General features: G+C 60.7%; 22 protein-coding genes. 14 read left to right on the top strand and 8 right to left on the bottom strand.

Annotated features, from left to right (window positions below; genetic code table 11):
- Positions 1-167: 167 nt before the first annotated feature.
- Complete coding sequence (locus FXV83_RS05625; RefSeq protein WP_148738212.1) at positions 168-944, bottom strand: DUF2182 domain-containing protein; 777 nt, start codon at positions 942-944, stop codon at positions 168-170.
- A 54-nt stretch (positions 945-998) separates the two neighbouring features.
- A complete protein-coding gene (locus FXV83_RS05620) occupies positions 999-1631 on the bottom strand; it encodes a DUF1326 domain-containing protein (protein ID WP_148738211.1) in 633 nt (210 codons plus the stop codon).
- A gap of 441 nt (positions 1632-2072) precedes the next feature.
- Here FXV83_RS05620 and groES point away from each other — a divergent pair, with 441 nt between their 5' ends.
- The 4 genes from groES (at position 2073) to greA (ending at position 6131) form a co-directional block, all read left to right on the top strand.
- Positions 2073-2387, top strand: coding sequence for a co-chaperone GroES (gene groES, locus FXV83_RS05615; protein WP_148738210.1), 315 nt, complete (start codon positions 2073-2075; stop codon positions 2385-2387).
- Between the two features lie 115 nt (positions 2388-2502).
- Positions 2503-4143, top strand: a complete 1641-nt coding sequence (groL, locus tag FXV83_RS05610; protein ID WP_148738209.1) for a chaperonin GroEL — start codon at positions 2503-2505, stop codon at positions 4141-4143.
- A gap of 232 nt (positions 4144-4375) precedes the next feature.
- Positions 4376-5572: a glycosyltransferase family 4 protein gene (locus FXV83_RS05605; protein ID WP_148738208.1), complete on the top strand. Its 1197-nt coding sequence runs from the start codon at positions 4376-4378 to the stop codon at positions 5570-5572.
- Between the two features lie 58 nt (positions 5573-5630).
- Positions 5631-6131, top strand: a complete 501-nt coding sequence (greA, locus tag FXV83_RS05600) for a transcription elongation factor GreA (protein ID WP_148738207.1) — start codon at positions 5631-5633, stop codon at positions 6129-6131.
- An 83-nt stretch (positions 6132-6214) separates the two neighbouring features.
- On the opposite strand, the gene FXV83_RS05595 is transcribed toward greA, so the two are convergent.
- Positions 6215-7309 (bottom strand): DnaJ C-terminal domain-containing protein, encoded by a 1095-nt coding sequence (locus FXV83_RS05595; protein ID WP_148738206.1) that lies wholly within the window; start codon positions 7307-7309, stop codon positions 6215-6217.
- Between the two features lie 720 nt (positions 7310-8029).
- Between FXV83_RS05595 and FXV83_RS05590 the strand changes: the two genes are divergently transcribed.
- Both FXV83_RS05590 and FXV83_RS05580 read left to right on the top strand, forming a co-directional pair.
- Entirely contained in the window at positions 8030-8488 is a 459-nt protein-coding gene (locus FXV83_RS05590; protein ID WP_148738205.1) for a baeRF12 domain-containing protein, read from the top strand.
- 437 nt (positions 8489-8925) lie between these two features.
- The gene (locus FXV83_RS05580; protein ID WP_148738203.1) at positions 8926-9240 is read left to right on the top strand and encodes a hypothetical protein; all 315 of its coding nucleotides are present in this window, start codon (positions 8926-8928) and stop codon (positions 9238-9240) included.
- A gap of 555 nt (positions 9241-9795) precedes the next feature.
- On the opposite strand, the gene FXV83_RS43875 is transcribed toward FXV83_RS05580, so the two are convergent.
- A complete protein-coding gene (locus FXV83_RS43875; RefSeq protein ID WP_235939315.1) occupies positions 9796-10527 on the bottom strand; it encodes a DUF930 domain-containing protein in 732 nt (243 codons plus the stop codon).
- 145 nt (positions 10528-10672) lie between these two features.
- Positions 10673-10912, bottom strand: coding sequence for a hypothetical protein (locus FXV83_RS05570; RefSeq protein ID WP_148738202.1), 240 nt, complete (start codon positions 10910-10912; stop codon positions 10673-10675).
- Positions 10913-11427: 515 nt separating this feature from the next.
- Between FXV83_RS05570 and FXV83_RS05565 the strand changes: the two genes are divergently transcribed.
- The 4 genes from FXV83_RS05565 to FXV83_RS45370 all read left to right on the top strand — a co-directional run bounded on the left by FXV83_RS05565 (position 11428) and on the right by FXV83_RS45370 (position 14612).
- Positions 11428-11787 carry a hypothetical protein gene (locus tag FXV83_RS05565; RefSeq protein ID WP_148738201.1) on the top strand — a complete coding sequence of 120 codons (360 nt, stop codon included), beginning with the start codon at positions 11428-11430 and terminating at the stop codon, positions 11785-11787.
- 272 nt (positions 11788-12059) lie between these two features.
- A complete protein-coding gene (locus FXV83_RS05560; protein ID WP_148738200.1) occupies positions 12060-13088 on the top strand; it encodes an NAD(P)-dependent oxidoreductase in 1029 nt (342 codons plus the stop codon).
- A complete protein-coding gene (locus FXV83_RS05555; protein WP_283811695.1) occupies positions 13069-14097 on the top strand; it encodes an aldo/keto reductase in 1029 nt (342 codons plus the stop codon). Before FXV83_RS05560 ends, FXV83_RS05555 begins: the two co-directional genes overlap by 20 nt.
- Positions 14098-14264: 167 nt before the next feature.
- Positions 14265-14612 carry a citrate lyase holo-[acyl-carrier protein] synthase gene (locus FXV83_RS45370; protein WP_148738199.1) on the top strand — a complete coding sequence of 116 codons (348 nt, stop codon included), beginning with the start codon at positions 14265-14267 and terminating at the stop codon, positions 14610-14612.
- Here FXV83_RS45370 and FXV83_RS05545 read toward each other — a convergent pair.
- Together FXV83_RS05545 and FXV83_RS05540 are read right to left on the bottom strand one after the other, a co-directional pair.
- Positions 14605-15615: an SDR family NAD(P)-dependent oxidoreductase gene (locus tag FXV83_RS05545; protein WP_235939314.1), complete on the bottom strand. Its 1011-nt coding sequence runs from the start codon at positions 15613-15615 to the stop codon at positions 14605-14607. The two genes, FXV83_RS45370 and FXV83_RS05545, sit on opposite strands and share 8 nt — an antisense overlap.
- A gap of 177 nt (positions 15616-15792) precedes the next feature.
- Positions 15793-16344, bottom strand: coding sequence for a DUF305 domain-containing protein (locus tag FXV83_RS05540; protein ID WP_235939313.1), 552 nt, complete (start codon positions 16342-16344; stop codon positions 15793-15795).
- Positions 16345-16583: 239 nt separating this feature from the next.
- On the opposite strand from FXV83_RS05540, the gene FXV83_RS05535 reads away from it, so the two are divergent.
- The 4 genes from FXV83_RS05535 to FXV83_RS05520 all read left to right on the top strand — a co-directional run bounded on the left by FXV83_RS05535 (position 16584) and on the right by FXV83_RS05520 (position 21572).
- Complete coding sequence (locus FXV83_RS05535; RefSeq protein ID WP_148738309.1) at positions 16584-17045, top strand: (2Fe-2S)-binding protein; 462 nt, start codon at positions 16584-16586, stop codon at positions 17043-17045.
- A gap of 11 nt (positions 17046-17056) precedes the next feature.
- The gene (locus tag FXV83_RS05530; RefSeq protein WP_148738197.1) at positions 17057-19243 is read left to right on the top strand and encodes a xanthine dehydrogenase family protein molybdopterin-binding subunit; all 2187 of its coding nucleotides are present in this window, start codon (positions 17057-17059) and stop codon (positions 19241-19243) included.
- A gap of 270 nt (positions 19244-19513) precedes the next feature.
- Positions 19514-20191 (top strand): response regulator transcription factor, encoded by a 678-nt coding sequence (locus tag FXV83_RS05525; RefSeq protein WP_148738196.1) that lies wholly within the window; start codon positions 19514-19516, stop codon positions 20189-20191.
- Positions 20192-20237: 46 nt separating this feature from the next.
- The gene (locus FXV83_RS05520) at positions 20238-21572 is read left to right on the top strand and encodes a sensor histidine kinase (protein WP_148738195.1); all 1335 of its coding nucleotides are present in this window, start codon (positions 20238-20240) and stop codon (positions 21570-21572) included.
- Positions 21573-21800: 228 nt separating this feature from the next.
- Here the strand turns inward: FXV83_RS05520 and FXV83_RS05515 are convergent, their stop codons facing one another.
- On the bottom strand, positions 21801-22382 hold the full coding sequence (locus FXV83_RS05515; protein ID WP_148738194.1) for a hypothetical protein: 582 nt from the start codon (positions 22380-22382) through the stop codon (positions 21801-21803).

Raw genomic sequence — 22382 nt, 5'->3', positions numbered from 1 at the left:
GCATCCCAGCGCGCGAGCCTAGAGGCGACAGCCTTAAGTTTTGGTTGGGGGAACGCTCAATTGTTCACTTCGCAATACCCGTAAGATCACGGAGGCCAGCTGTATTTGAGCCGCGTGGCGGCATCAAGGTATTCGACAGCGGTGGTTTTCGCGAGCGCCTGGGCCTCTCACAGCGCGCGCGCAAGAACTATCGTTCCGGCCAAGGTCAAGCTAACGCCCGCCGCGTAGCTCAGCGATCGGCCGAACGGCAGCAGCTTCTCGCTGGCGACATAGAGCGCGATGGCGATGATCCAGGCCAGATTCATCACGCCGCTGACGAACAGCAGCGCCATCAAGAACCAGCAGCAGCCGACGCAGTAGCTGCCGTGGCGAAGTCCCATGCGCAGTGCTCCGGCTCCGCCGGCCTGCCAGTACCTGCTGAGGAACAGCAGCGGACTTCGGCACGAGCGAAGACAGGCGCCCTTCAGCGGTGTGAACTGATAGAGCCCCGCGGCCAACAACAGCGTGCCGCCAAGACTGGCGCTCGTACTTGCCATGGCCATCGACAACAATCCGGTCCGCTCGAGCGCCCACTGCGCCAGGACCGCAACGAGGCTGAACCCCGCCCATGCGAGCAAATAACCGGCGAGAAAGATCCATGTCTCCATGGCGCCGAACGTGTTCTCCCGCCTCCGCTTGATTGTCGCATAGAGCAGGATGGCGGGCGCCGCGCTCGGCACCATCATGGCGATCATCATCACCCACCACATCGCGAACAGCAGCGCAGCATAGAGCGGCGTCCATGGCATCGGTGCCATGTCCGGCATGTCCGCCATCATCTCGGTGTCCATGCCGGCGCCGCTGGCGAGATAAGCCCAGGCCAGCGCTGCCACGGCGGCGGTCCCGACCACCACGATCAAGCGGTCGCGCCGAAGCAGGTGTTCAAGCGCCAGATACCCGCTCATCGCCTTTCCCGTGCTCAGGATGTCGCCGGTCCATGACTAAGCTTCGGCGCCACATCAGGCGGCGACGCCCTCGGGCGTCTGCACCACGGTCGCGAGCGAGCTGTGCGTCCCTTTGGTGTCGAACTTGATCGCCCCCGTCGAATGGATATCGGCAGACGCGATCTCGGCAGCTCGGTGCTCGAAACCCTCGGGCATCACGACCTGAATGCGATGCGGAGCACCCGTCACCGGATTCCTGATCGGTTCGACCTCCGTCTCCAACACGCCCTTGGCGACGAGCTTGGCGACCCGTCCGTCCTTGTCGAAGGAAAATTCGAACGGCGCAAAGACCGGATCGTGGATCGTGGTCACGATCAGGCTGAAAATGTGGAACAGCGTGCCCTCGGCAGAATGCTTGCCGGAAAAAATGTCAAACAGCGCCTGGCGCTGTTCCGGTGTTGCGCGCTCATCAACGATCGGCTGCATTTTGCCGTTGCCTTCATGCAGCGCGCCCGGGAAATCGACAGTGACCGCAAAGCACAGGCCGTCAAGCCTGGTCCCCTCGAAATGTCCCTTGGTGATCCTCATGCCGACCAATCCCTTGCAATAACCCTGGGTCGGCCGAGCATTGAAGTCGCAGGGACAGCCAAACGCGCAATTGCAATTCTTCAGCCATTCGCCTTCGAGACGCCAATCCGATGCAGCCATGGTACATCTCCCAAAATAAGCAGGGGACGAGGCAGCCGCTTGATAGTTCGTGACGTCGAGAAAGCGCGCGGGATCGAAATCCGACCAGAAGGCCGGCGTCGCAAGGGTACAGTTGGCGAACTGCCGTTTTATCGTCCAATGGCGAGAAGTATATCAGCGGCGGCCTGGCGCGTACAGCTAAGGTCCAGGGCCGGCGGCCGAATCCTGGAAATCCATGCCGACCCCGCCCGGAATCTCCGAACCGGACCTCCGACCTTCGGCCCCTCGCAGCCCCAGTCGCTTATGAACCTGGCAGCGGTCGAGGGAGAGGAGTGCCAATTTTTTTCGAGTCGCATCTTGAAACCGATTTTTGGCGTTCCTACACAATCTTTGCCCGAGCTAGGGCTTTTGCCTCCCTGGCGCGGCATTGTGACAATTCGGTCTTGCAGAATGGAGGAATGCATGCAGTTCCGCCCGCTCCACGATCGTGTGGTCGTCAAGCGTATCGAAGCCGAGGAAAAGTCCGCCGGCGGCATCATCATCCCCGACACGGCCAAAGAGAAACCGCAGCAGGGAGAGATTATCGCCGTGGGGCCAGGAGGCCGCGACGACACCGGCAAGTTGATCCCCATCGACCTGAAGGTCGGTGACCGCGTTCTGTTCGGAAAATGGTCAGGCACCGAGGTCAAGCTCGACGGGACCGAATATCTCATCATGAAAGAGAGCGACGTCATGGGCGTGCTTGAAGAGCCGGCGGCCAAGAAGAAAGCGGCCTGACCCCGACTGAGCCATCGGTGCACCGCATTGAGCGGCCGGGCTCCGGATCCACGGAGCGGACCAGATGGCTCCACCGGACTGGGAGAACACAATGGATCTTTGAGGAGCTACGAATATGAGCGCGAAGGAAGTCAGATTCTCCACCGAGGCGCGCGAGAAAATGCTGCGCGGGATCGATATTCTCGCCAATGCGGTGAGAGTGACGCTCGGCCCGAAGGGCCGCAACGTGGTTATTGAAAAGTCGTTCGGCGCGCCGCGCATCTCCAAGGACGGCGTTACCGTCGCCAAGGAGATCGAACTCGAAGACAAGTTCGAGAACATGGGTGCACAGATGGTGCGCGAGGTCGCATCTAAGACTTCCGACCAGGTCGGCGACGGCACCACCACCGCGACAGTGCTCGCTCATGCGATCGTGCACGAAGGCGCCAAGGCGGTAGCCGCGGGCATGAATCCGATGGACCTCAAGCGCGGAATCGATCTCGCGACTGAGGCGGTGGTCAAGGACCTCAGCAAGAACTCGAAAAAGCTCATCACAAACGACGAGATAGCCCAGGTGGCTACGATCTCGGCCAACGGCGACGACGAGATCGGCCGCTTCCTGGCCGACGCCATGAAGAAGGTCGGCAACGAGGGCGTGATCACCGTCGAAGAAGCAAAGTCCCTGCAAACCGAACTCGAAGTCGTGGAAGGTATGCGATTCGACCGCGGGTACCTCTCGCCTTACTTCGTCACGAATGCCGACAAGATGCGGGTCGAGTTGGAAGACCCGTACATCCTGATCCACGAGAAGAAGCTGTCTGGGCTGCAACCGCTCTTGCCGCTGCTCGAGTCGGTTGTGCAGTCCGGCAAGCCGTTCCTCATCATCGCCGAGGACATCGAGGGCGAGGCGCTGGCGACACTCGTGGTGAACAAGCTGCGCGGAGGGCTCAAGGTCGCCGCCGTAAAGGCGCCGGGCTTCGGCGACCGCCGCAAGGCCATGCTGCAGGACATCGCTATCCTCACGGGCGGCACCTACATCTCGGAAGATCTGGGCGCCAAGCTCGAGAACGTGACTCTCAACATGCTTGGACGCGCGAAGAAGGTTGAAATCGACAAGGAGAATACCACCATCGTCTCAGGGGCCGGCAAGAAGGCGGACATCGAGGCGCGCATCAAGCAAATCAAGACCGAGATCGAGGAGACGACGTCGGATTACGACCGTGAGAAGCTCCAGGAACGGCTTGCCAAGCTCGCAGGCGGCGTTGCGGTCATCCGCGTGGGCGGCGCCACCGAGATCGAGGTCAAGGAGCGAAAGGATCGCGTCGACGACGCGATGCACGCGACCCGCGCTGCGGTCGAAGAAGGCATCCTGCCGGGCGGCGGAGTCGCGCTGCTGCGCGCAGTGAAGGCACTGGAGCGCTTGAAACCGGAGAACGACGACCAACGCCATGGCGTCGAGATCGTCCGCAAGGCGCTTGCCTGGCCGACCCGCCAGATCGCGCGTAACGCAGGCGAGGACGGCTCCATCGTCGTCGGGAAGATCCTGGAAAAGGACACCTATGCCTATGGCTTCAATGCGCAGGACGGCGAATACACCAACCTTGTTTCCAAGGGGATCATTGATCCGACCAAAGTGGTCCGCTCTGCGTTGCAGGACGCCGCGTCGGTGGCGGGGTTGCTGATCACCACGGAAGCCATGGTCGCCGAGCTGCCAAAGAAGAAAGCCCAGCCGCCGTCACCGGGCGCCGGAATGAGTGACATGGACATCGCGGCATGAGGCAAGGAGCAAATCTGCTGGCGGGCGTGAAGCTATGGTTCATGCATCAGACGCCGCCACAGGTGACCGCTCGACGATAAGGACGCGGGCCGGGCGTCGGCCTGGCCCGTTCTCCGTCTTGATCGTGATCGGGTCCTGGTTGCGAGATCCGTGAGCGACGGCGGCATATCATTCCGTCAGCCCGTTGGTTTGCGCGGCTGGCTATCGTCGCGTGCGCCTGGGGGTCTCAGTAATGAGGATCGCGCAAATCGCGCCGCTGTTCGAAAGTGTTCCACCTCGTTTGTACGGTGGGACCGAGCGAGTGGTTTCGTATTTGACCGAAGAGCTGGTACGGCAGGGTCATCGCGTCACCTTGTTTGCAAGTGGCGATTCCGTGACCTCGGCCGAGTTGGTCTCGTGCTCGCCAGAGGCGTTGCGACTTGACCCGGCTATTCGCGACCCCAATCCGCATTACATGGTGATGCTCGACAGGGTGCGGGAGCGAGCGAACGAGTTCGACATCCTTCACTTCCACATCGACTATTTCCATTTCCCGATCTTTCGGCCGATGGCCGCCCGGACACTGACGACTCTTCATGGCCGCCTGGATATCCCCGATCTGCAGCCGCTCCATCGGGCGATCGACAATATGCCGCTGGTCTCGATCTCGGATGCGCAGCGTGCTCCGCTCGCGACCGCGAATTTCGTAGCAACGATTCACCACGGCGTCCCCATCGATCTGTATCGACCAACGCTCGATCCGCGCGGGGGCTATCTCGCGTTTCTCGGTCGGATCTGTCCTGAAAAACGACCCGATCTCGCTATCAAGATCGCGCGGACCTGCGGCATCCCACTCAAGATCGCCGCCAAGATCGACAAGGCGGATGAACACTACTTCCACGATGTCATCGCGCCGCTCCTGGATGGAGCTGATGTTGAGTATGTCGGGGAGATCGACGAGCGCACCAAAGGTGCATTCCTCGGGGACGCAGCGGCCCTGCTGTTTCCGATCGATTGGCCGGAGCCCTTTGGCCTTGTCGTGATCGAAGCGATGGCATGTGGCACGCCGGTTCTGGCGTTCCGCTGCGGTTCCGTTCCGGAGATTGTGGAGCCGGGGGCGACAGGGGTTGTCGTTGACACCGTTGATGAAGCGGTCAACGCAGTTCCGCGCGTGATCGCGCTCAATCGTCGCGATGTGCGCCGGCGCTTCGAGGAACGCTTCTCGGCCAGCCGGATGGCCGGGGATTACATCGGCGTTTACCACTCGCTGTTCACCAAAGGCATTTACCGCGAGCTTGATGGACAAAGAATCGTCTTACCAGTCAGATCGGGCCTGGTGCGCGTCCCGAAGGTACAAGAACATCCACTCGGAGCGTTTTCACCTGAAGTTGTGCCGTCAGCAAATATGCGGAAGGAGGATGATCATGGAGAGCGCAATGCTCCAGCCTGAGCGAAACGAGGCCAACGATTGCCCGGCTGCGTCCCCTGCAGAGTAGGTGCGCAGTCCAATGAACAAGGCTATTGAAGCACCGATTGAGCGGCTGCCGATGACAGCCGACGGCTACGCATCTCTGCAAGACGAGCTGAGGCACCGTATCAAGATCGAGCGCCCGCGCATCGGCGAACGCATCCAGGATGCCAAGGCGGACGACACCAACTTACCTGAGAATGCGGACTATCAAGCCGCCAAATCCGAACAGGAGCTCAATGAGACGCGCATCGCGGAGCTACAGGACAAGCTCGCGCGTGCGGAGGTGATCGACGTATCGAGGCTCTCTGGCCAAACAATCAAGTTCGGGGCCACTGTGACCCTGACCGACGATGACACGCGCGAGCGGCGGATGTGGCAGATCGTTGGCGAGTCCGAGGCCGACGCAAGGAGAGGTAAGATTTCGGTCTTTTCGCCGCTTGCCCGCGCGCTGATCGGCAAGACCAAAGGCGCGCTCGTCGAGGTCATCACGCCCGGCGGTGCCAGGGCCTATAAGATCGATAAGGTGGAGTGGCGCTGAGGCGTTTATATCGGCAAGCGCTGTGTCTAACTCTAACGACGGAATGCGACCTGCTTGAGCGGCCCGATCCGGCGCAGGCTTAATTAGGCCGAAGAAGGCTTGCGATTCGCGGTCGCCCGCAATTGCTCAAACAGGCGCCGCTGTTGATCGGATAGGCGTTGAGGGATGTGGACATGTACGCGCACGTAGAGGTCCCCACGGGCACCGCCACCGAATTGCGGCAGGCCCCTACCGCGCAGACGCAGGACCGTGTCGGGTTGCGTACCCGGTTCGACCTTGGCCGGAACTCGACCCTCAAGTGTGGGAACTTCAATATCCGTCCCGAGCACGGCATCGACCACATCAATTGTCTCGATCCGATAGAGGTCACGTCCATGACGCTCGAAACGCGGATCGTCAGCCGTGCGAATGACAACAAAAAGATCGCCGGCCGGCAATCCTAATTGGTCGGCGGGCTGCCCACGGCGGGGCACGCGCAGCGTCATGCCGTCCTCTACCCCCACAGGGATCCGCACTGTGATTGCTTCATTGCGCACGACTTGCCCAATGCCGCTGCACTCCGGACACGGACTATCGAGGATAGTGCCGCTGCCCGCGCAGTCCGGACAGGTCATAATCTGCCGCAAGGTAAGTCCCTGCTTGCCTAGGCTGCGCACGCGTTGCCCGCTGCCACCGCATTTGTTGCAGGTTCGCGGTTTTGTGCCGACCTTGGCCCCTGACCCTTTGCAAGCTTGGCAGGTGGCAGGCCGCTTCACGTGAACTATTTCTGCTCCGCCGGTCAACACACGCTCGAGTGGGACGGTGACGGTGATTTCGATGTCTTCGCCTTGGCGCGCCGTAGTGCGATGCTGGAACAGCCGATCGAACACACTTCGACTGCCAAAATCGAATCCGACCCCACCAAAAATGTCGTCGAAATTGATCCCGCCGAACAGATCTTCGGACGAGAAGCCCGAGACACCGGCATAGCCGCGGGCATCGTATTCGGCCCGTGTCTTGGGATCACTCAGGACCGCATAAGCTTGAGCGATCTCTTTGAAGCGCTCGCTCGCGCCCGGCTCCTTGTTGCGGTCTGGATGGTATTTGAGCGCAAGTTGTCGGAAGGCGTCTTTGATCGCCATCTTGTCGGCGTCCTGCGGAACGCCGAGCAACTCGTAGTAATCACGTGGCTCGGCCATGGTCCCAACTTGCCTTATCGCCGCCAGCGGCCTCGCGGTAGATGACCTGCTTGTCCAAGGCGCGGAGAGCCTCCATCACCCTCATAGAACAGAACCGGCCGCTTGCCGCCGGGAGAGCGGCGCAGGTGAGGAATATCCTCTGGCGCGCGGGCATCCGACGCCGACGACGCAAGAATTGCCCCATCTTCACTGAGCGTCAGGTCAGGATCACTAACGACGTGAGATCGGTGCTCGAATGCGTAGGCGGGATACAAGAAGTCGTCTGGATCCCACCCGTCCAGGAAATCATAAAGCGTGTCGCCGCCGAGACCGCCCTCTAGCCGGCGCGCCATGGCTTCACCTTTCTTCAGGAGGTGGCTTAAGCGAGATGGGTCCCAAGCCACCTCGATTCGTATGCCGGACATCCGTTCTGTCAAGATTGGGCAAACCGATCCTCGACGGCCGGAGATGTGGGAACGGCGTGAAGAATTTCAAGACGCCCTCGGCCGCCAGTAACGCGGGGTCTGAGGGTGGCGGAACAGACCTCGCCCCCTCACGGTTATTGTCCATGAGCAGGGAGACTTGCATGGCCGATAACAGGGGAGCCGTCACGAATGGGAGGCAAATAGATCAAGAAGAAGAAGGATGTCGGTGCGAGTGCACGCCATCTGGAAGTCTAGCCCGCAATCGCGACAGCGCCTTCGCGGCGCGCGATCGAAAGCTGAAGTTCGCGAGGCGTTCATGCCGAACAGAAAGCCGTACATCAGGCTGCCACATCGCGCAGTTGTTTTTGTCGGAGACGGCCGCAAGGCTCTCTTTCTCCTCAATGAAGGGACCGGCCTAGAGCCACGCCTGAAAGTCCTGCAGGTGTTTGAAGATGAGAACCCGCCGACCCATGAACAAGGATCAGACAGGCCGGGACGAGCGCTGTCTGGCACCGAGCCGAACCGCAGCGCGATGGAGCAGACCGACTGGCACAACATCGGGAAACAACGGTTCGCCCGCACGGTCGCCAGCGCCCTGGATCGCGTTTTGGAAGAGTCACATTTGGAGCGGATTGTCATTGTAGCGCCGCCGCGGACGCTCGCGGACCTGCGCCGATCATATTCTCCCGCAGTTGAAAAGCGCGTCGTCGCGGAAATTGCGAAGGACCTGACCGGCCTCACCATCAGCGACATATCGCAATACCTGACCGCCTGATCGTGGCGGCCGATCATGCCGACCAACTCCTATTACGGTCTCCGCTCAGTCTCTGAAGAGGAACGGGCTTACCTTGAGACGTTGATCCGCGAAGATTTCGAGCGATGCCATCCCGGTGAGACGCTGGAGGATCTTAAGCGGCGAGCCTCCTTTTCAAGGGAGGACAAGGGACTGTTGCGGGACTGGATGGCAATAGCGGCGAGACGCGCCGCGGCCGACCAGCTGAAGCGTCGTGGCTGACTTCAGCAGCGTAAGCCGTCGCGACTGGTGCCGTCTGGACTTCTCCTGCCGAGACATCCTGGCCGATCCTGGCAGCGAGGCTGCCACAACAAGATGACACTCAATAACCTTGGAATAACAAGGCGGAACCGGGAACCACGATGCGCACTGTTGGTTTCGGATGGAGGTCGCAAAAAGAAGCAAAGGAGTTGCGGAATATGACAGCAACGGCGAACAAGCTCTCGATTGCCGGCCTTGCAATAGCCGGCTCATTGGGCATCGGCGCTACCGGAGCGTCCGCGCAGGCGCTATATGTCGACCCTTATGTTCAGCCCTACCCTGTGGTAGTAGCCCCGGGCAGCGCGTACATCGCGCCCACGCCTTTCGTTGCGCCGCCAGCGATCGTGCGCGAGCGCATTGTGGTAGGCCGTCCCGCCTATGTGCCCGCCCCTGTATATTCGCACCTCGCGCCACTGGCGCCCTATTCGGGATACCGCTACGCGACGGATGTCGTTGTAGATCCCTACTGGTGAGCCCGATCATGCAGCAAGCTGCGCACAGAAATGGCCCGTCGAAGCGGGCCATTTCCTTTCGATCGTTGGTGATCAACCCGCGCCTCCGATGACAAGCAACACAACTGACGCGAACTTGCAGTTGACGCCCGAGCGGCGCGTGGCGTGCATGGCATCGGGCTTCGTGGCGCTTGCCCACAGCCGTTGAAATTACTGAATTGCTTTTGATATCGGGCTCTTAGAAGAGCTGTCGTGCCCAGGGGCGGACTGGACATCAATCCACCAAACTCCAACAAAATCAACGATTTAACCCAACGGAAGATTTGGTGTTTGTACCACTCGAATGTGCTCATGTCGACCCTGCTTGCCCACGAGCGGCCGTCGAGCCACGACCGACACTCTGCGGCATCCCAGAAGGTTCTTTAGGCAGAATGCGTCGGACTAGGGCTATGCTTGCGCATGGTGAGCGGCAGAACGAGATCAATCGCAAACGCAGCGCCACGACGCCGCTACCAGCCCGAACACGACCGGCCCTAACCAGGAGAAACGCGTCAACCGGCGTTTCACAACGTAGGCTCAAGGTGCAACGAGGTAATGTTCGGCCCAATCGCCTTTGGGGATGGCACCGCCGAGCGAGTATTTGAACCGTTCGATCTTGAGGCCATCGGCTGAGGTCTGGCACGAATAGGCGAGGTGATACCAGGCGTTGCCGCTCCGGACAGCCGCTCCTGACGCATCAACAACGGCGCCTGAGCTTCGAGGATCGCCGTAAGCGTAGGCAACGAGTTCGTCCGGGTGGAAGCCCCGGTGCTCGCGTCCAACAAGACCCATCGCGCGCCTGTTGCAGCGTTGTTCGACGCGGGCCCCGAGATCCAGCTTCATCATTTGCTCATCGGAAATGGTTCGCCCAACCGCTTGTGACGAGACCAAGGTCGTCGCGGCGAGGGCGACAGACAAAAGAAGGAATGATTTCACAGTGATTGGCTCCAGATAAGAAACTGGAAAAGAGAGAAATGTGCCCATCTTGTGGCGATAGCTGATACGTTCCTGCGAGTAGGCTTTCGCTATGCTGCAGCAACTGCCCTTTTCGAGAGGCGTCGACAACTTCGTTGCCGATAAACCGATTGCTTTGACGAGAGCTTCGCTTGCCACGGCAATCAGAAACTTCAACTGAGCTTGACGAGCCTCGTCACCTTTGGCTGATTGTACTTGATGAAATGCCGAGTGCGTGCTGGCGGAGATCGGTGCGCGGCCCCGATGACTAGGGGCGACAATCTCGACCGCTACATCATTGGCCAACATTGTCATGATCACTTCTTTGGGGCACGCATCCGATCCGTCTTTGGCTGGATGGCGCCTCCCACCAACTCGTCCGCGTTGGACGAGCGTCTGGCTTTAACAGTGACCTCCTAACCGATCTTGGGACTCGCCCCATGCCGGGAGTACGCCGGTATCAGCAGATCATCGGGTTGTCGCCGAAGTCGCAAACGCCCCCGGGAGCTGTCTCTGATGAATCAACGTGGTGCGTTGGAGTGCCCGCCCGCCTGTCGACAGATGGGAAGCCGTTGAAAGCGCCTGGATTGGCTTCGCGTGTGACGTGCCGCTGAGCAATGTTACTCTCGCGAGCCGCGCCGGGCGTTACGAGCATGGCGGTAGCAATCAATGCACCGGCCATCAGCTTGATTTTGGTCATCTACTTCTCGTCTGGATGCAAGCGGCCAAGACGCTTGAGCCGCTCCAGACGAGATGCGATCAGATATTTGGCTTCTGAACGCACAAGTGGCTCGCGATCATTCAACGCGTTGTGAGCCTTTCGCAATGACCATCCATCCAATCGGCAGAGGACCACGGCTTTTCGTCCGTCGGAAAATGCGCCGCATCAAGCGCTTGTCGAAATGCCGCTGATTCGACAGTCGCTCGTGCACAAGCTGTGCGTCGGCCGATCGCCATTGCGGGAAAATTGGCAGGCGCATGCAGGCGTGCGGCAGCAAGAAAGCCGAGCTAACAAATCGGTGATCGCTCGTTCTATCGAGATCCTCTCGTTGTTTTGAAACAGCGTGAGAGGATGTTCCTTTTAATGGCCAGCCGAGGTTCGCACTTGCTGACAGAGACGCAAATACCGGTGCTGATTTCGGAGAGAGAAACTTCGATCTGACTTCGAAACGCTGAAAATCTGTGGTCTTGCCCAACCGGAAAGGAAATGACGTGATGAGACGACTGTTGACAATGCTGGTTACGACGACACTTGCGGCAAGCCTGCTTACGGCGACGGCAGAGGCACGCGGTGGCGGCGGCCACATGGGCGGGTTTGGAGGTGGTCATATGGGCGGTTTCGGTGGAGCAGTCCATATGGGTGCAATCGGTGGCACCCACATGGGTGGCTTTGGCGCCGGCCGCATCGGCCCGGGTAATCATGTGGGCGCCTATGGTTCGGGTTTACACCATGATTCCATGCACCGTTTCGGCGGCGTCTGGCCGAGGTACGGTGCTATCTTCGACAACGGCCTTGACTGCTACGATCTCTACTATGGTCGTCCGCGCAATCTCTGGCCACCCTACTGCGGCTGACGGCGAGAACGAGCCACTGTATCGGGTGGAGGGTTTCCGCTGCCGTGCCGATCCCTTGCCGCCTCGCTCGGTGGCAGGCTCCTCGGATGCAGAGCAAAGATCAAGGCGTCGCACTCGCTCTCGGCAGGATCAAACGGCCTCCCGCCACCTGAACTCCTTTTTAATTGGATTTGCCTCCGGCGCCACCAACTCGGTATTCGCGACGTCGACCCTGAATGTGCTCGACGGCGTGACGATCCGGTCTCACGAACAAACATTAGGAAGAGCGGTCAATGGCCAATGCAGAGGCGAATTCGGGGGCCAGCCGGCGACGCGGGCTGCACGCAGGCCGGATCGGTTTTATCGGTCTCGGACGAATGGGGACCGCGATGGCGGCAAATCTCGCCGCTGCCGGTCAAGACGTGGTCGCCTATGTCCGGCGCCCGGAGCAAAAAAGAGTCCTCGCGGCGCTCGGCCTTGAGCCGACGACAACCTTTAGCGACCTGTTCGAGTGCGAGCTGGTCATCAGCATGCTGCCTGACGATGCAGCCGTTCAACAGATCGCGTTTGGTCGAAGGGATCTCGGCATTGCCGGCCTGCTCATGGGCTTGATGCCGCGTGCAATCCATCTCTCGATGAGCACGATCAGCTCCACAACGGCGTCCCAGCTGGCAAGCGAACATGCACGAAATGGTCAGAGCTATGTTGCAGCCCCTGTATTCGGAAACCCTGATGCCGCGAAGACCCGCCAGCTGTTTGTCATTGCCGCCGGCGCGCCGCCGGAGCTCGCGCGCTGCCAGCCGATCTTCGATCTGCTCGGCCAGCATACTTTTACGGTAGGCAGCACTCCGGCGACGGCCAACTTGATCAAGCTGGCCGGCAACGCCATGATCGCAGCCAATCTGGAAATCCTGGGGGAGATTTGTGCGCTCGCCCGCAAACGCGGGCTCGATGCCGAGGAGTTGCTGGCCATTATGACCGGCACGATGTTCGGAAGCCGCTTCCTTCAAGTTTATGGCAGCAAGATCGCAGGACAACAATACCGCACCGGCGGCCTCGTCTTCCCACTCGCGCTCAAGGACATGCGGCTGGTGCTCCAGGAGGCGGAGCAGGCAGGCGTACCAATGCCTACTCTCAGCGTCGTTCGCGACCGCTTCATCACCGGGATAGCGCGCGGATATTCTGAGCTGGATTGGTCTGCGCTTGGCTTGCTGGCCTCCGAGGAGGCCGGACTGAGCGTCGCGCCCGGGAAATCTCCTGCAAACACAAAGTTCGAAAGCCCAACACAACAGGAGCCGCTTCATGCTCGATCGACCCTATAAAGGTGAGCTGCAAATGGAACACGTCAATATTCCCGGCACCAACATCAACGTGTCGCGCGTAGCACTTGGCACCTGGGCTATCGGCGGTTGGATGTGGGGCGGGACCGACGAAACCGAATCGATCGCAACGATCCGGACCGCCATCAAACGCGGCGTCAACGTGATCGACACCGCTCCCGCCTACGGATTTGGGCACTCCGAGGAGCTCGTTGGCCAGGCGCTCGCAGAAGGCAATCTGCGCAGACGCGTGGTCATTGCAACCAAGGTCGGTCTTGAGTGGAGCCAGGGACGCGTGTTCCGCAACGCCTCCAGAGCACGCATCCTGAAGGAGGTCACCGACTCCTTGCGACGGCTTCGGACCGATTATATCGACGTCTACCAAGTGCACTGGCCGGATCCCCTTGTGGAGATCGAAGAGACTGCCGAGGCGATGGACAGCTTGCTGCGGCAAGGCAAGATCCGCGCAATCGGCGTCAGCAATTTTTCGGTGATGCAGATGGAGCGCTTTCGTCGGGTTGCGCCGCTGCATGTCGTGCAGCCACCCTACAATCTCTTCGAGCGCGGTATCGAGGCTGAAATCTTGCCCTACTGTCGCGAAAACAACATCGCGACTTTTGGCTATGGTGCGCTTTGCCGGGGCCTGCTGTCGGGCCGCATGCGCCCTGATACAGTGTTTACAGGCGATGACCTTCGCGGCAGCGATCCAAAATTCGGGCAGCCCCGTTTTGCGCAATATCTTGGCACCGTCGGACAACTTGACGACCTCGCTCAACGACGGTTCGGCAAGCGTATCATCCACTTGGCGATCCGCTGGATGCTTGACCAGGGAATTACGAGCTCGCTATGGGGCGCCCGCCACCCAGACCAGTTGCAACCGGTTGACCAGGTAAGCGGATGGCGTATCGACGCCGCGGCGAAAGCGGAGATCGATCGCATCCTCAAGGCCACCATTCGCGATCCCGTCGGGCCCGAATTCATGGCACCGCCGGCCCGCAGCAGGGCGGCATAACCGACAAAGGGGCGACTTCGCGCTCGATCCAACGCCCTCGCTTGCCTGCACGTGAACAGCGCCGCCTCATTCATGTTGGCCAAGCGGTCGAAAATGGCCGACCTTCGGCCGGTCAAGGCTGATCATGCGCGCGCAGGGCCAACGCGGCCGAGGCTGGTCTTGAGGAGATGCCGGAGGCCAGAGAGGAGCGGGCAACTCGCCAGGCGGCTGCTCTGGCGCGGTTCGGCAAGCCGCTGGCCTCCGCGACCGTCATGTCGGGGCCGGTCAAGGACGGCCTGCTGCCTCGGCGAGTACTCGCGGTAGCCATTCAGGAGATGGAGGCCGCGTGTCGCGCGAGAGGCTGGTGCATGTCGGGGTGGCTGCCGGCGTCGAGGAGGTCCAGCAGGTCACGCAGCCCGATCGCGAAACGCGGACTGTTGACGCGGAGGATGCGGATGAAATCGGCTTCGGGCGCTTCGGCGCGTGCCGCCCGACCACACGAGCAGCACGCGTGTTCGCGCGTATCGATCAGCTAACCTTGGCCGCGTCTCCACCGGTGACTGCAAATTCGCTGCCGGTTACCAGCGCAGCGGCGTCGGATGCCAGGAAGACCGCCACCGGCGAAATGTCTTCGGGCTGCAGCCATCCCACCTGAAGCGGCACAGTCGGAGCCCGAGCGTCCCAGGTTTCCTGCGCGGTCGGATGCGCTGGGGGTTGGCGATTAGATTGTGCCATTGCCGCCCGGAACCGCTGCTCATTGTAGGTCAAAGGCGTGCCGACCAGTCCCGGCAAGATTGCATTGACGGTGACGTTGTGCCGACCGAGCTCCAGGGCAGCCGATTTCATCAGCCCCAAGATGCCCCACTTTGACGCGGAATAGCTTGCCCCATCCGCTGTGCCCATTCTGCCTTGCATCGAAGAGAGCAGGATGATGCGACCCTGATTGCGGGCGACCAGCTTGGGTCCAAAGGCGCGAACGGTGTTGGCGGTCCCGTTGAGATTGTTCTCGATCTGGTCGCGCCAGTCCATGTCGTCCATTTCCATCAGCGGTTTCCAACCCTGAATGGCGGCATTGGCGACAACGATGTCGATCTTTCCGTGTTCACGCTCCACTTTCTCGGCAACTGCTCGCAAGGCCCTCATGTCACGAATGTCCGCTTTGGCTGCGGTGCCGCGCCGGCCATACTTCTCGATCTCGGACACTGTCTCGGCGAGTTCTGCCTCCGTGGCCGGAATTGCATCGGCAGTCGGGCTGACCGGTCCTGCAATGTCGAGGGCAACAACATCAGCACCATTGGCGGCGAATTCGACGGCAATCGCACGGCCAATTCCGCGGGCCGCACCGGTCACCACCGCGATCTTGCCGACCAGCGCCGATCCGCGCCCCGGCAGGATCGGCCCGGCGGTTCTTCCGGCAGGAGGTTTCGGATAGGGCCCGCTGACCGGCTCGGCTACCGATGCATGCTTTATTGGTTCGGCTGCTGCAACGCCGCCTGATAGCGCCAGGCCTGTTGCCGCCAGCCCTGCGCCGACCAGCACCGTGCGCCGTCGCACACCATTGCCGGTAGGTTGAAATTCAACGCGAGGATTCTCGCTCATTGGAAAGCTCCTTTTAGCTCAGTCGTCGTGTCCGTTGATTGCCGATCCGGCGATCGCCTTCAGCGGGGCGCTGGTGCAGGCTGCTCCGTCTTCCTGAACGGCGGGATTTGACCAAATTCACTTCATGTGCATCGCGTTCATTGCGCTTGGAGAATTCGCAGCATCCGGCTTTGGGCTCGATGGCGGCAACGGCTTATCGTTTGCCTGCGAATCTTCCCCGGTGGCGCGGCGCATGATCGATATCTCCTGCTGCTGTTGCGCGACGATGTTCTGCGCCAGCCGCCGAAGTTCTTCGTTGTGACCGTATTTTAGCTCGGCGCGCGCCATATCAATCGCGCCTTGATGGTGAGGAATCATCATGGCAGCAAAGTCATGGTCCACGTCACCAGTTGGTTTGACAAGCATCGCTCTGGTCATGTCACTCATCGCCAGGTCATTGTCGACCATGAATTGCTGCTCGCTGCGACCGGCGCTGCCTGTGCCGGGGTTCGCGCTTGTTGAATTCTGTGCCCACGACGGTGAAGCTGCAGCCGTTAGCAGCATCGTGGACAGCAGGATTGTGCGCGAGGAAAGTGCCATGTTGACCTCCAAGGGGATGACCCGTTGCCAGCCGGACTGATGAAATGCCAGGCTGTCGATTTCTCGAAGTCGGCGCACCAGATGGCGCATTCAACTAAATTTGGATTTAGGTTTGATGAGCGGGGCTCCAGTCGGACGCAGAGCTACCGAGCGCTCAATTCAAATTGATACTTAAAGTTTTTTGCTTGGGGCGAGTGCGCCACCTCCCTACTTCGCTCCTGTCATTAACCCGCTCGGTGCACGGCACTTACGGCTCTTTCATCGCGGCGTCATCGCGCTCCAACCCGGCAAGAGGCTTGGCGATCGGAGCGCAAGGCAGGAATTGTACGATGGCAACGACTTCCTTGAGCGTGAACGGTAAAGTCGCTTCAGTAACCGTCGACGATCCTGATACTCCCCTGCTTTACGTGCTGAGAAATGAGCTTGGTCTGCATGGACCGCGCTTCGGTTGCGGCCTCGGCCAATGCGGCGCCTGCACCGTCCACGTCGATGGAACGGCAGTTCGGTCCTGCGTTACACCGCTGTCCGCAGTGTCCGGCCGCGTCGTGACGCTCGAAGGCCTCGGCACGGCCAGCAATCCCCATCCGCTGCAAAGCGCGTTCATCGAAGAGCAGGCAGTCCAGTGCGGCTACTGCATCAACGGCATGATCATGCAGTCGGCGGACCTTTTGGCGCGCAATCCGAAACCGAGCGAGCAAGACATCAAGACAGAACTGGCGAACAATCTTTGCCGTTGCGGAACGCATCTGCGGATTCTGCGCGCGGTCATGCGCGCTGCGGCAAGCTCGTAAGGAGACGCGCCATGGACGAGATGATCAATCGGCGCAAGCTGTTGCAGGCAGGTGGCGCGCTCATTGTGGCCTTCAGTCTGCCGATGGCACGCGCCGAGACGGCCGCCGCCGGAAAAACCCTGTTGGCCGACAGGGTCGACGGCTTCCTTGCTGTCGCACACGATGGAAGAGTCACGGTCTATTCCGGAAAGGTCGATCTCGGCACCGGCGTGCGGACCGCATTGACCCAGATCGTCGCGGACGAGCTTGACGTCCCCATGAATCAGATCACGATCATCGAAGGCGACACCGCGCTCACGCCGGACCAGGGCACGACCAGCGGAAGCTTTTCGATTCAGAACGGCGGCATGCAGCTGCGCCGCGCTGCGGCCACGGCGCGTCGAGCCCTTCTGCGCCGCGCTGCCGCGCAGATGGATCGCGACATTGCCACACTTTCGATTCGAAACGGTGTGATCACTGCCGCAGGCGGCGAATGGCTGCCGATTGGGAGTCTCGTTGAACCGACAAGCCTTGCTCTCGACATCGAAAAGGACGCGCCGCAGAAGGCGCCCGGCGACTACACCATCGTCGGTAAGCCGGTGCGCCGCCTGGATATTCCGGACAAGGTGAACGGCCGCTTCACTTTCATGCAGGACTTCACACTTCCCGGCATGCTGCACGGCCGAGTGGTGCGTCCATCGGGATTCGGTGCAACGCTCGTTTCCTATGACGAGTCTTCAATCGCCGACATACCTGGAATTGTGAAGGTCGTCCGCATCAGCAACTTTCTTGGCGTCGTCGCCAAAAGCGAATGGAGCGCAATCAAGGCCGCCCAACAGCTGAAGGTGACCTGGTCAAGCTGGAGTGAGCTCCCGGACCAGAGCAAGATCTGGGAGCACGTGCGCAATACGCCCGTCGTGCATGACGATGTCACCAGCCGTTTCGGCAGCTCGCGCGCGGTCCTTGGTGCCGCGGCACGCAAGCTTCGGGCAACCTATGATTTCGCGATCCACACCCACGGCTCGATCGGCCCGTCCTGTGCCGTGGCGACCTTTATCGATGGCAAGCTCACCTGCTGGACCGCCTCGCAGGCCACACACGATTTGCGCAAGCAACTGGCTGCGATGCTGGCAACATCCGACGCGGACGTTCGCTGCGTCTATGTCGAGGGCGCGGGTTGCTACGGCCGCAATGGGCACGAGGACGCCGCGGCCGATGCGGCGCTGCTGGCGCGTGCGATCGGCACCCCGGTCAGGGTGCAATGGATGCGCGCCGACGAGCACGGCTGGGATCCCAAGGGACCGCCGACACTACTGGACATGCAAGCCGGGGTCGACCCGCAGGGAAATCTGGCGGCGTGGGAATCCGAACTGTTCGTACCTGACGGATCGGCGACCTTTGTACCGCTCACCGGCGCTGACCTTGCCGGGCTGAACAGTCTTGGCAAGCTCAGCCCTGGCGGTGTGCTCAATGATCTCTCGATTCCGTATGAGATCCCAAATGTTACGACGACCGCTCGCCGATTGCAGTCGACACCCTTGCGACCTGCCTGGATCCGCTCGCCCGGACGGCTGCAAAATACCTTTGCCAACGAATCCTTCCTTAACGAGGTCGCGGCGAGCGTTGGCACGGATCCACTCGACATTCGGCTTCAATATCTCGCGGACGCGCGCGGCAAGGAACTGCTGGAGCGACTGGCTAAGCTCAGCAAATGGCGTGAGCGGCAAGAACCGGATCGCAATGCCGAGGTCGTCACGGGACGCGGGCTTGCCTATGTGAAATACGAGCTGGTCCGCACCTATGTCGGTGCCGTCGCCGATGTGGAAATCAACCGCAAGACCGGCGCCGTTGCGGTGAAACGCTTCTACGTGGCGCATGATTGCGGCCAGATCATCAACCCTGACGGGCTGCGCAACCAGATCGAGGGCTGCGTTGTCCAGACAGTGAGCCGAATCCTGAAGGAGGAAGTGACCTTCGATCGCTCCATGGTCACGAGCCTTGATTGGGCCAGCTATCCCATTCTAACCTTCCCTGAGATCCCAGAGGTCGTGATCGATCTGATCGATCGCCCGCAAGAGGTCCCCTGGGGCGGCGGGGAGCCTACCTGCGCCGTCGTCCCTTCGGCCATTGCCGGGGCCGTGTTCGAAGCTACTGGCGTACGCCTGCGCTCGGTGCCGTTCACGCCGCCCAAAGTGTTGGCGGCACTCCGCGCCAGCTGAACACGCCACTGCGCGCTTGTGAGTTCGCCAACGTCCGCCCTGACCAGAGTGGCGAGCCTCACCTGAAAGCCTCTGCGAGACACGAGCGGCCTCGTCCGTGCAGGCGCGCCATAAAGTCGAATTTACAAAACTAAACTGGATTTAATGAAGCTCGGCTTCGTGCTAGGGCTATGTGGTTATTGTACAGTTTCGCAGCAGACGGTCAGCCTTGTCTGTGGCGATTGGGCAGGCTCCTGCCATGCGAGCGGCCGTGGAGCCAAGGAAGTCGCAATGCCGAAGGTGCTGCTGATCGAAGATCACGACGAGACCGCCCAGCAGATCGCGGCTGAACTCGCTGGTCGTGGATACGAGGTCGACCGGGCGCCGACGGGCATTGAGGGACTCGACAAAGCGCGCGCAGGCGGGGCCGATGTCATGATCGTCGACCGTCTGCTTCCCGGAATCGACGGCCTGACCATCATCGAGGTTGCCAGGCAGGAGCAGGTGCGCACCCCCGTTCTGGTCTTGAGCGCCCTCGGAGCGGTGGATGACAGAATTCGTGGGTTGCGGGCCGGCGGTGACGACTATCTGACCAAACCATTTGCGATCCTGGAGCTGATTGCGAGGATTGAGGCCCTGCTGCGAAGGCCTGGTGAAAGCCGGGACACCGTGCTGCGGGTCGGACCACTTGAAGTCGATTTGCTGGAGCGTACCGCTACGCGCGGGGGTCGCCCGCTTGATCTTTTGCCGCGCGAGTTCCGGCTGCTCGAATACATGATGCGCCGGGTCGACCAACTGCTCACCCGAGCGATGCTGTTTGAAGAAGTCTGGAACTACAAGTTCGTGCCCCAGAGCAATCTCGTCGATGTGCATATGGGCCGGCTCCGCCGCAAGGTCGATCCGGCCGGCCAGCCGCCGATGATCCTCAATATCCGGGGGGAAGGATTTATGTTGCGTGCGCCTTCCTAAGATTATTCGAACGAGAGCCTTCCGATCGACCATTCTTCGCGGGACCATGGTCGCAATCGGCGCGTTCGCGATCTGCGTCGTCCTGATCATCGTCTTCATCTACTGGCCAACTTCCAGATACGTGACCGCGAGCGTCGATCGATTGATCGTCGATCGCGCCAATACGTTCTCAAGCCTTCCTCCGCAGCAGCGGCTCCAAGCGCTCCAGCAACACCTCGACGGGGATCCGCGGCGGGTGAAGCTTGGCGGCCTCTTCGACGCGCACGGAAACCGTGTGATCGGAAACATTGAAAGTCTGCCGCGCAACCTACAGCCAGACACCCCACCACAGCAGCTTCTAGTGGTGCGGATCGATGCTGCCGGCCGCGAGCAACAGTTGGCACGCGCCGTCGCACGCAAGCTTGATGATGGAGGGATACTCCTTATCGGCCGGAATACCGACGAGCTGTCTGAAATCGGCAGCACGATAGAGCGAGCAGTCGCATGGGGGCTCATTCCGTCGCTGTGCCTTGGTTCGCTGTTTGGAGCATTCCTGAGCATCAGGACGCAACAACGGCTCGACCAATACAACCGGCAGATCCAACGCATCGTGGCGGGCGAATTGCGCGAACGCTTGCCGGAACAAGGTGGGGCTCCCTTCACCGAGCTGGCGCGGCTTATCAATGCAATGCTGGATGAAATGGAGGAGCTTCTGCGTAGCGTTGCTGGAGTGGGCGACGACATCGCTCACGACCTGCGCACGCCGCTCACGAATGTGCGGATGACCCTGGAGAGCGGACGGCACAAAGCGAAGACTCTTGACGAGCTGAAAGCGGCTGTCGATCGCGCCATCGGCGGGCTCGACCAATCATTAACGATGGTCACCGCCCTGCTTCGCATCACCGAAATCGAGCATAGTCGGCGTTTGGAGGGGTTCCGGGAGGTCGACCTGGCGGAGTTGGTACGCGACGTTGGAGAGCTCTATGAGCCTATGGCCAAAGACAAAGGCGTAACCCTAGTCGTAGAAGCCAAAGAGAAGATGGTGGTTCAGGGCGATCGCGACCTGCTGTTCGAGGCCATTGCAAATCTCGTCGACAACGCCGTGAAATTCACGCCGGAATGCGGGCATATCGAACTCAAGCTCTACCGCATCGGAGAAAGGAGCATCGTGCACGTCAGCGACACCGGGCGCGGAATCGCACCGAGCGAGCGTGACCTCGTCACGAGACGCTTTTATCGATCCGACAAAAGCCGCGGGGAGCCCGGGGTTGGATTGGGTCTGAGCCTGGTGGTTGCGATCGCAAAATTGCACGGAGTTCAGTTCGGGCTGTCGCCAGCGCCAACCGGACGGGGTTGCGTTGCGGAGATCGTGTTCGAGCGCGTTCCACCGCAAGTCAGTTGAGAGCATTGCGACGCGTCTGTCGACGAGCATATCTGCCAGGCGCCCGGCGATAGCCAAACAGGATGACCCTAAACTCAAGTTTAACTTTGCCGCTGAGAATTTAGTGGCCCCAATCCGCCGGCCGCGTATCTCTACTCCTAGCTAACGCCTCGAAGCCGACGCATCGAACCGCTCCTATCGGTTCAACGGAACTCTCGTTGGTTCATACGGCGATTTGCAAATCGATGATCAGGAGATGTCGATGCGGCGACGATTGTTCGTGGCAGCGCTTGCGCTGCTTTGCGCCAGCGCAGCCAGCGACGCGCAAACAACCACCGGCCCCTCGGCAATGGGTGCGACTTCCCCGATGGGCACACTGGGCTCCAACGGAACGAGCAGCAGCTTTACTGGCGCCGGCGTCCCGCTTGGGGCAACCGAAATCGATTCCGGCGGTCTAGGTCCGACGGTTAGCGCGTTGTGCAGTGCGACTGGCTCGACGGGCGCAATGGGCACGTCGTCGACCTCTTCTATGGGTACGGGTGTAACGAGCAGCGCTTCATCCCCGTCCTCGACCTTCGACGGCGGCGGCATGACACTGAGCTCAAGCTGCGCCACGACATCAAGCAGCACAACCTCTTCAAGCCAGCCCGCGACTTCGACGGCGGGCGTGGTTGGCGGCACGATCCCGCTGGGTGCAACGGAGGCCGATACCAGCGGCGAAAGCCCGATGACAGCGGTACCGCTACCCAACACTTCGGGCACTGCGTACACGGCGCCATGCACGTCCGGCTCCTCCGCTTCCTCGATGACCGGCGCTACCGGCACGAACAA

This window comes from Bradyrhizobium hipponense (assembly GCF_008123965.1).
Classification (GTDB): domain Bacteria; phylum Pseudomonadota; class Alphaproteobacteria; order Rhizobiales; family Xanthobacteraceae; genus Bradyrhizobium; species Bradyrhizobium hipponense.
The sequence above is the reverse complement of the archived record's forward strand: the minus strand, read 5'-3'. Positions and strand labels throughout refer to the sequence as shown.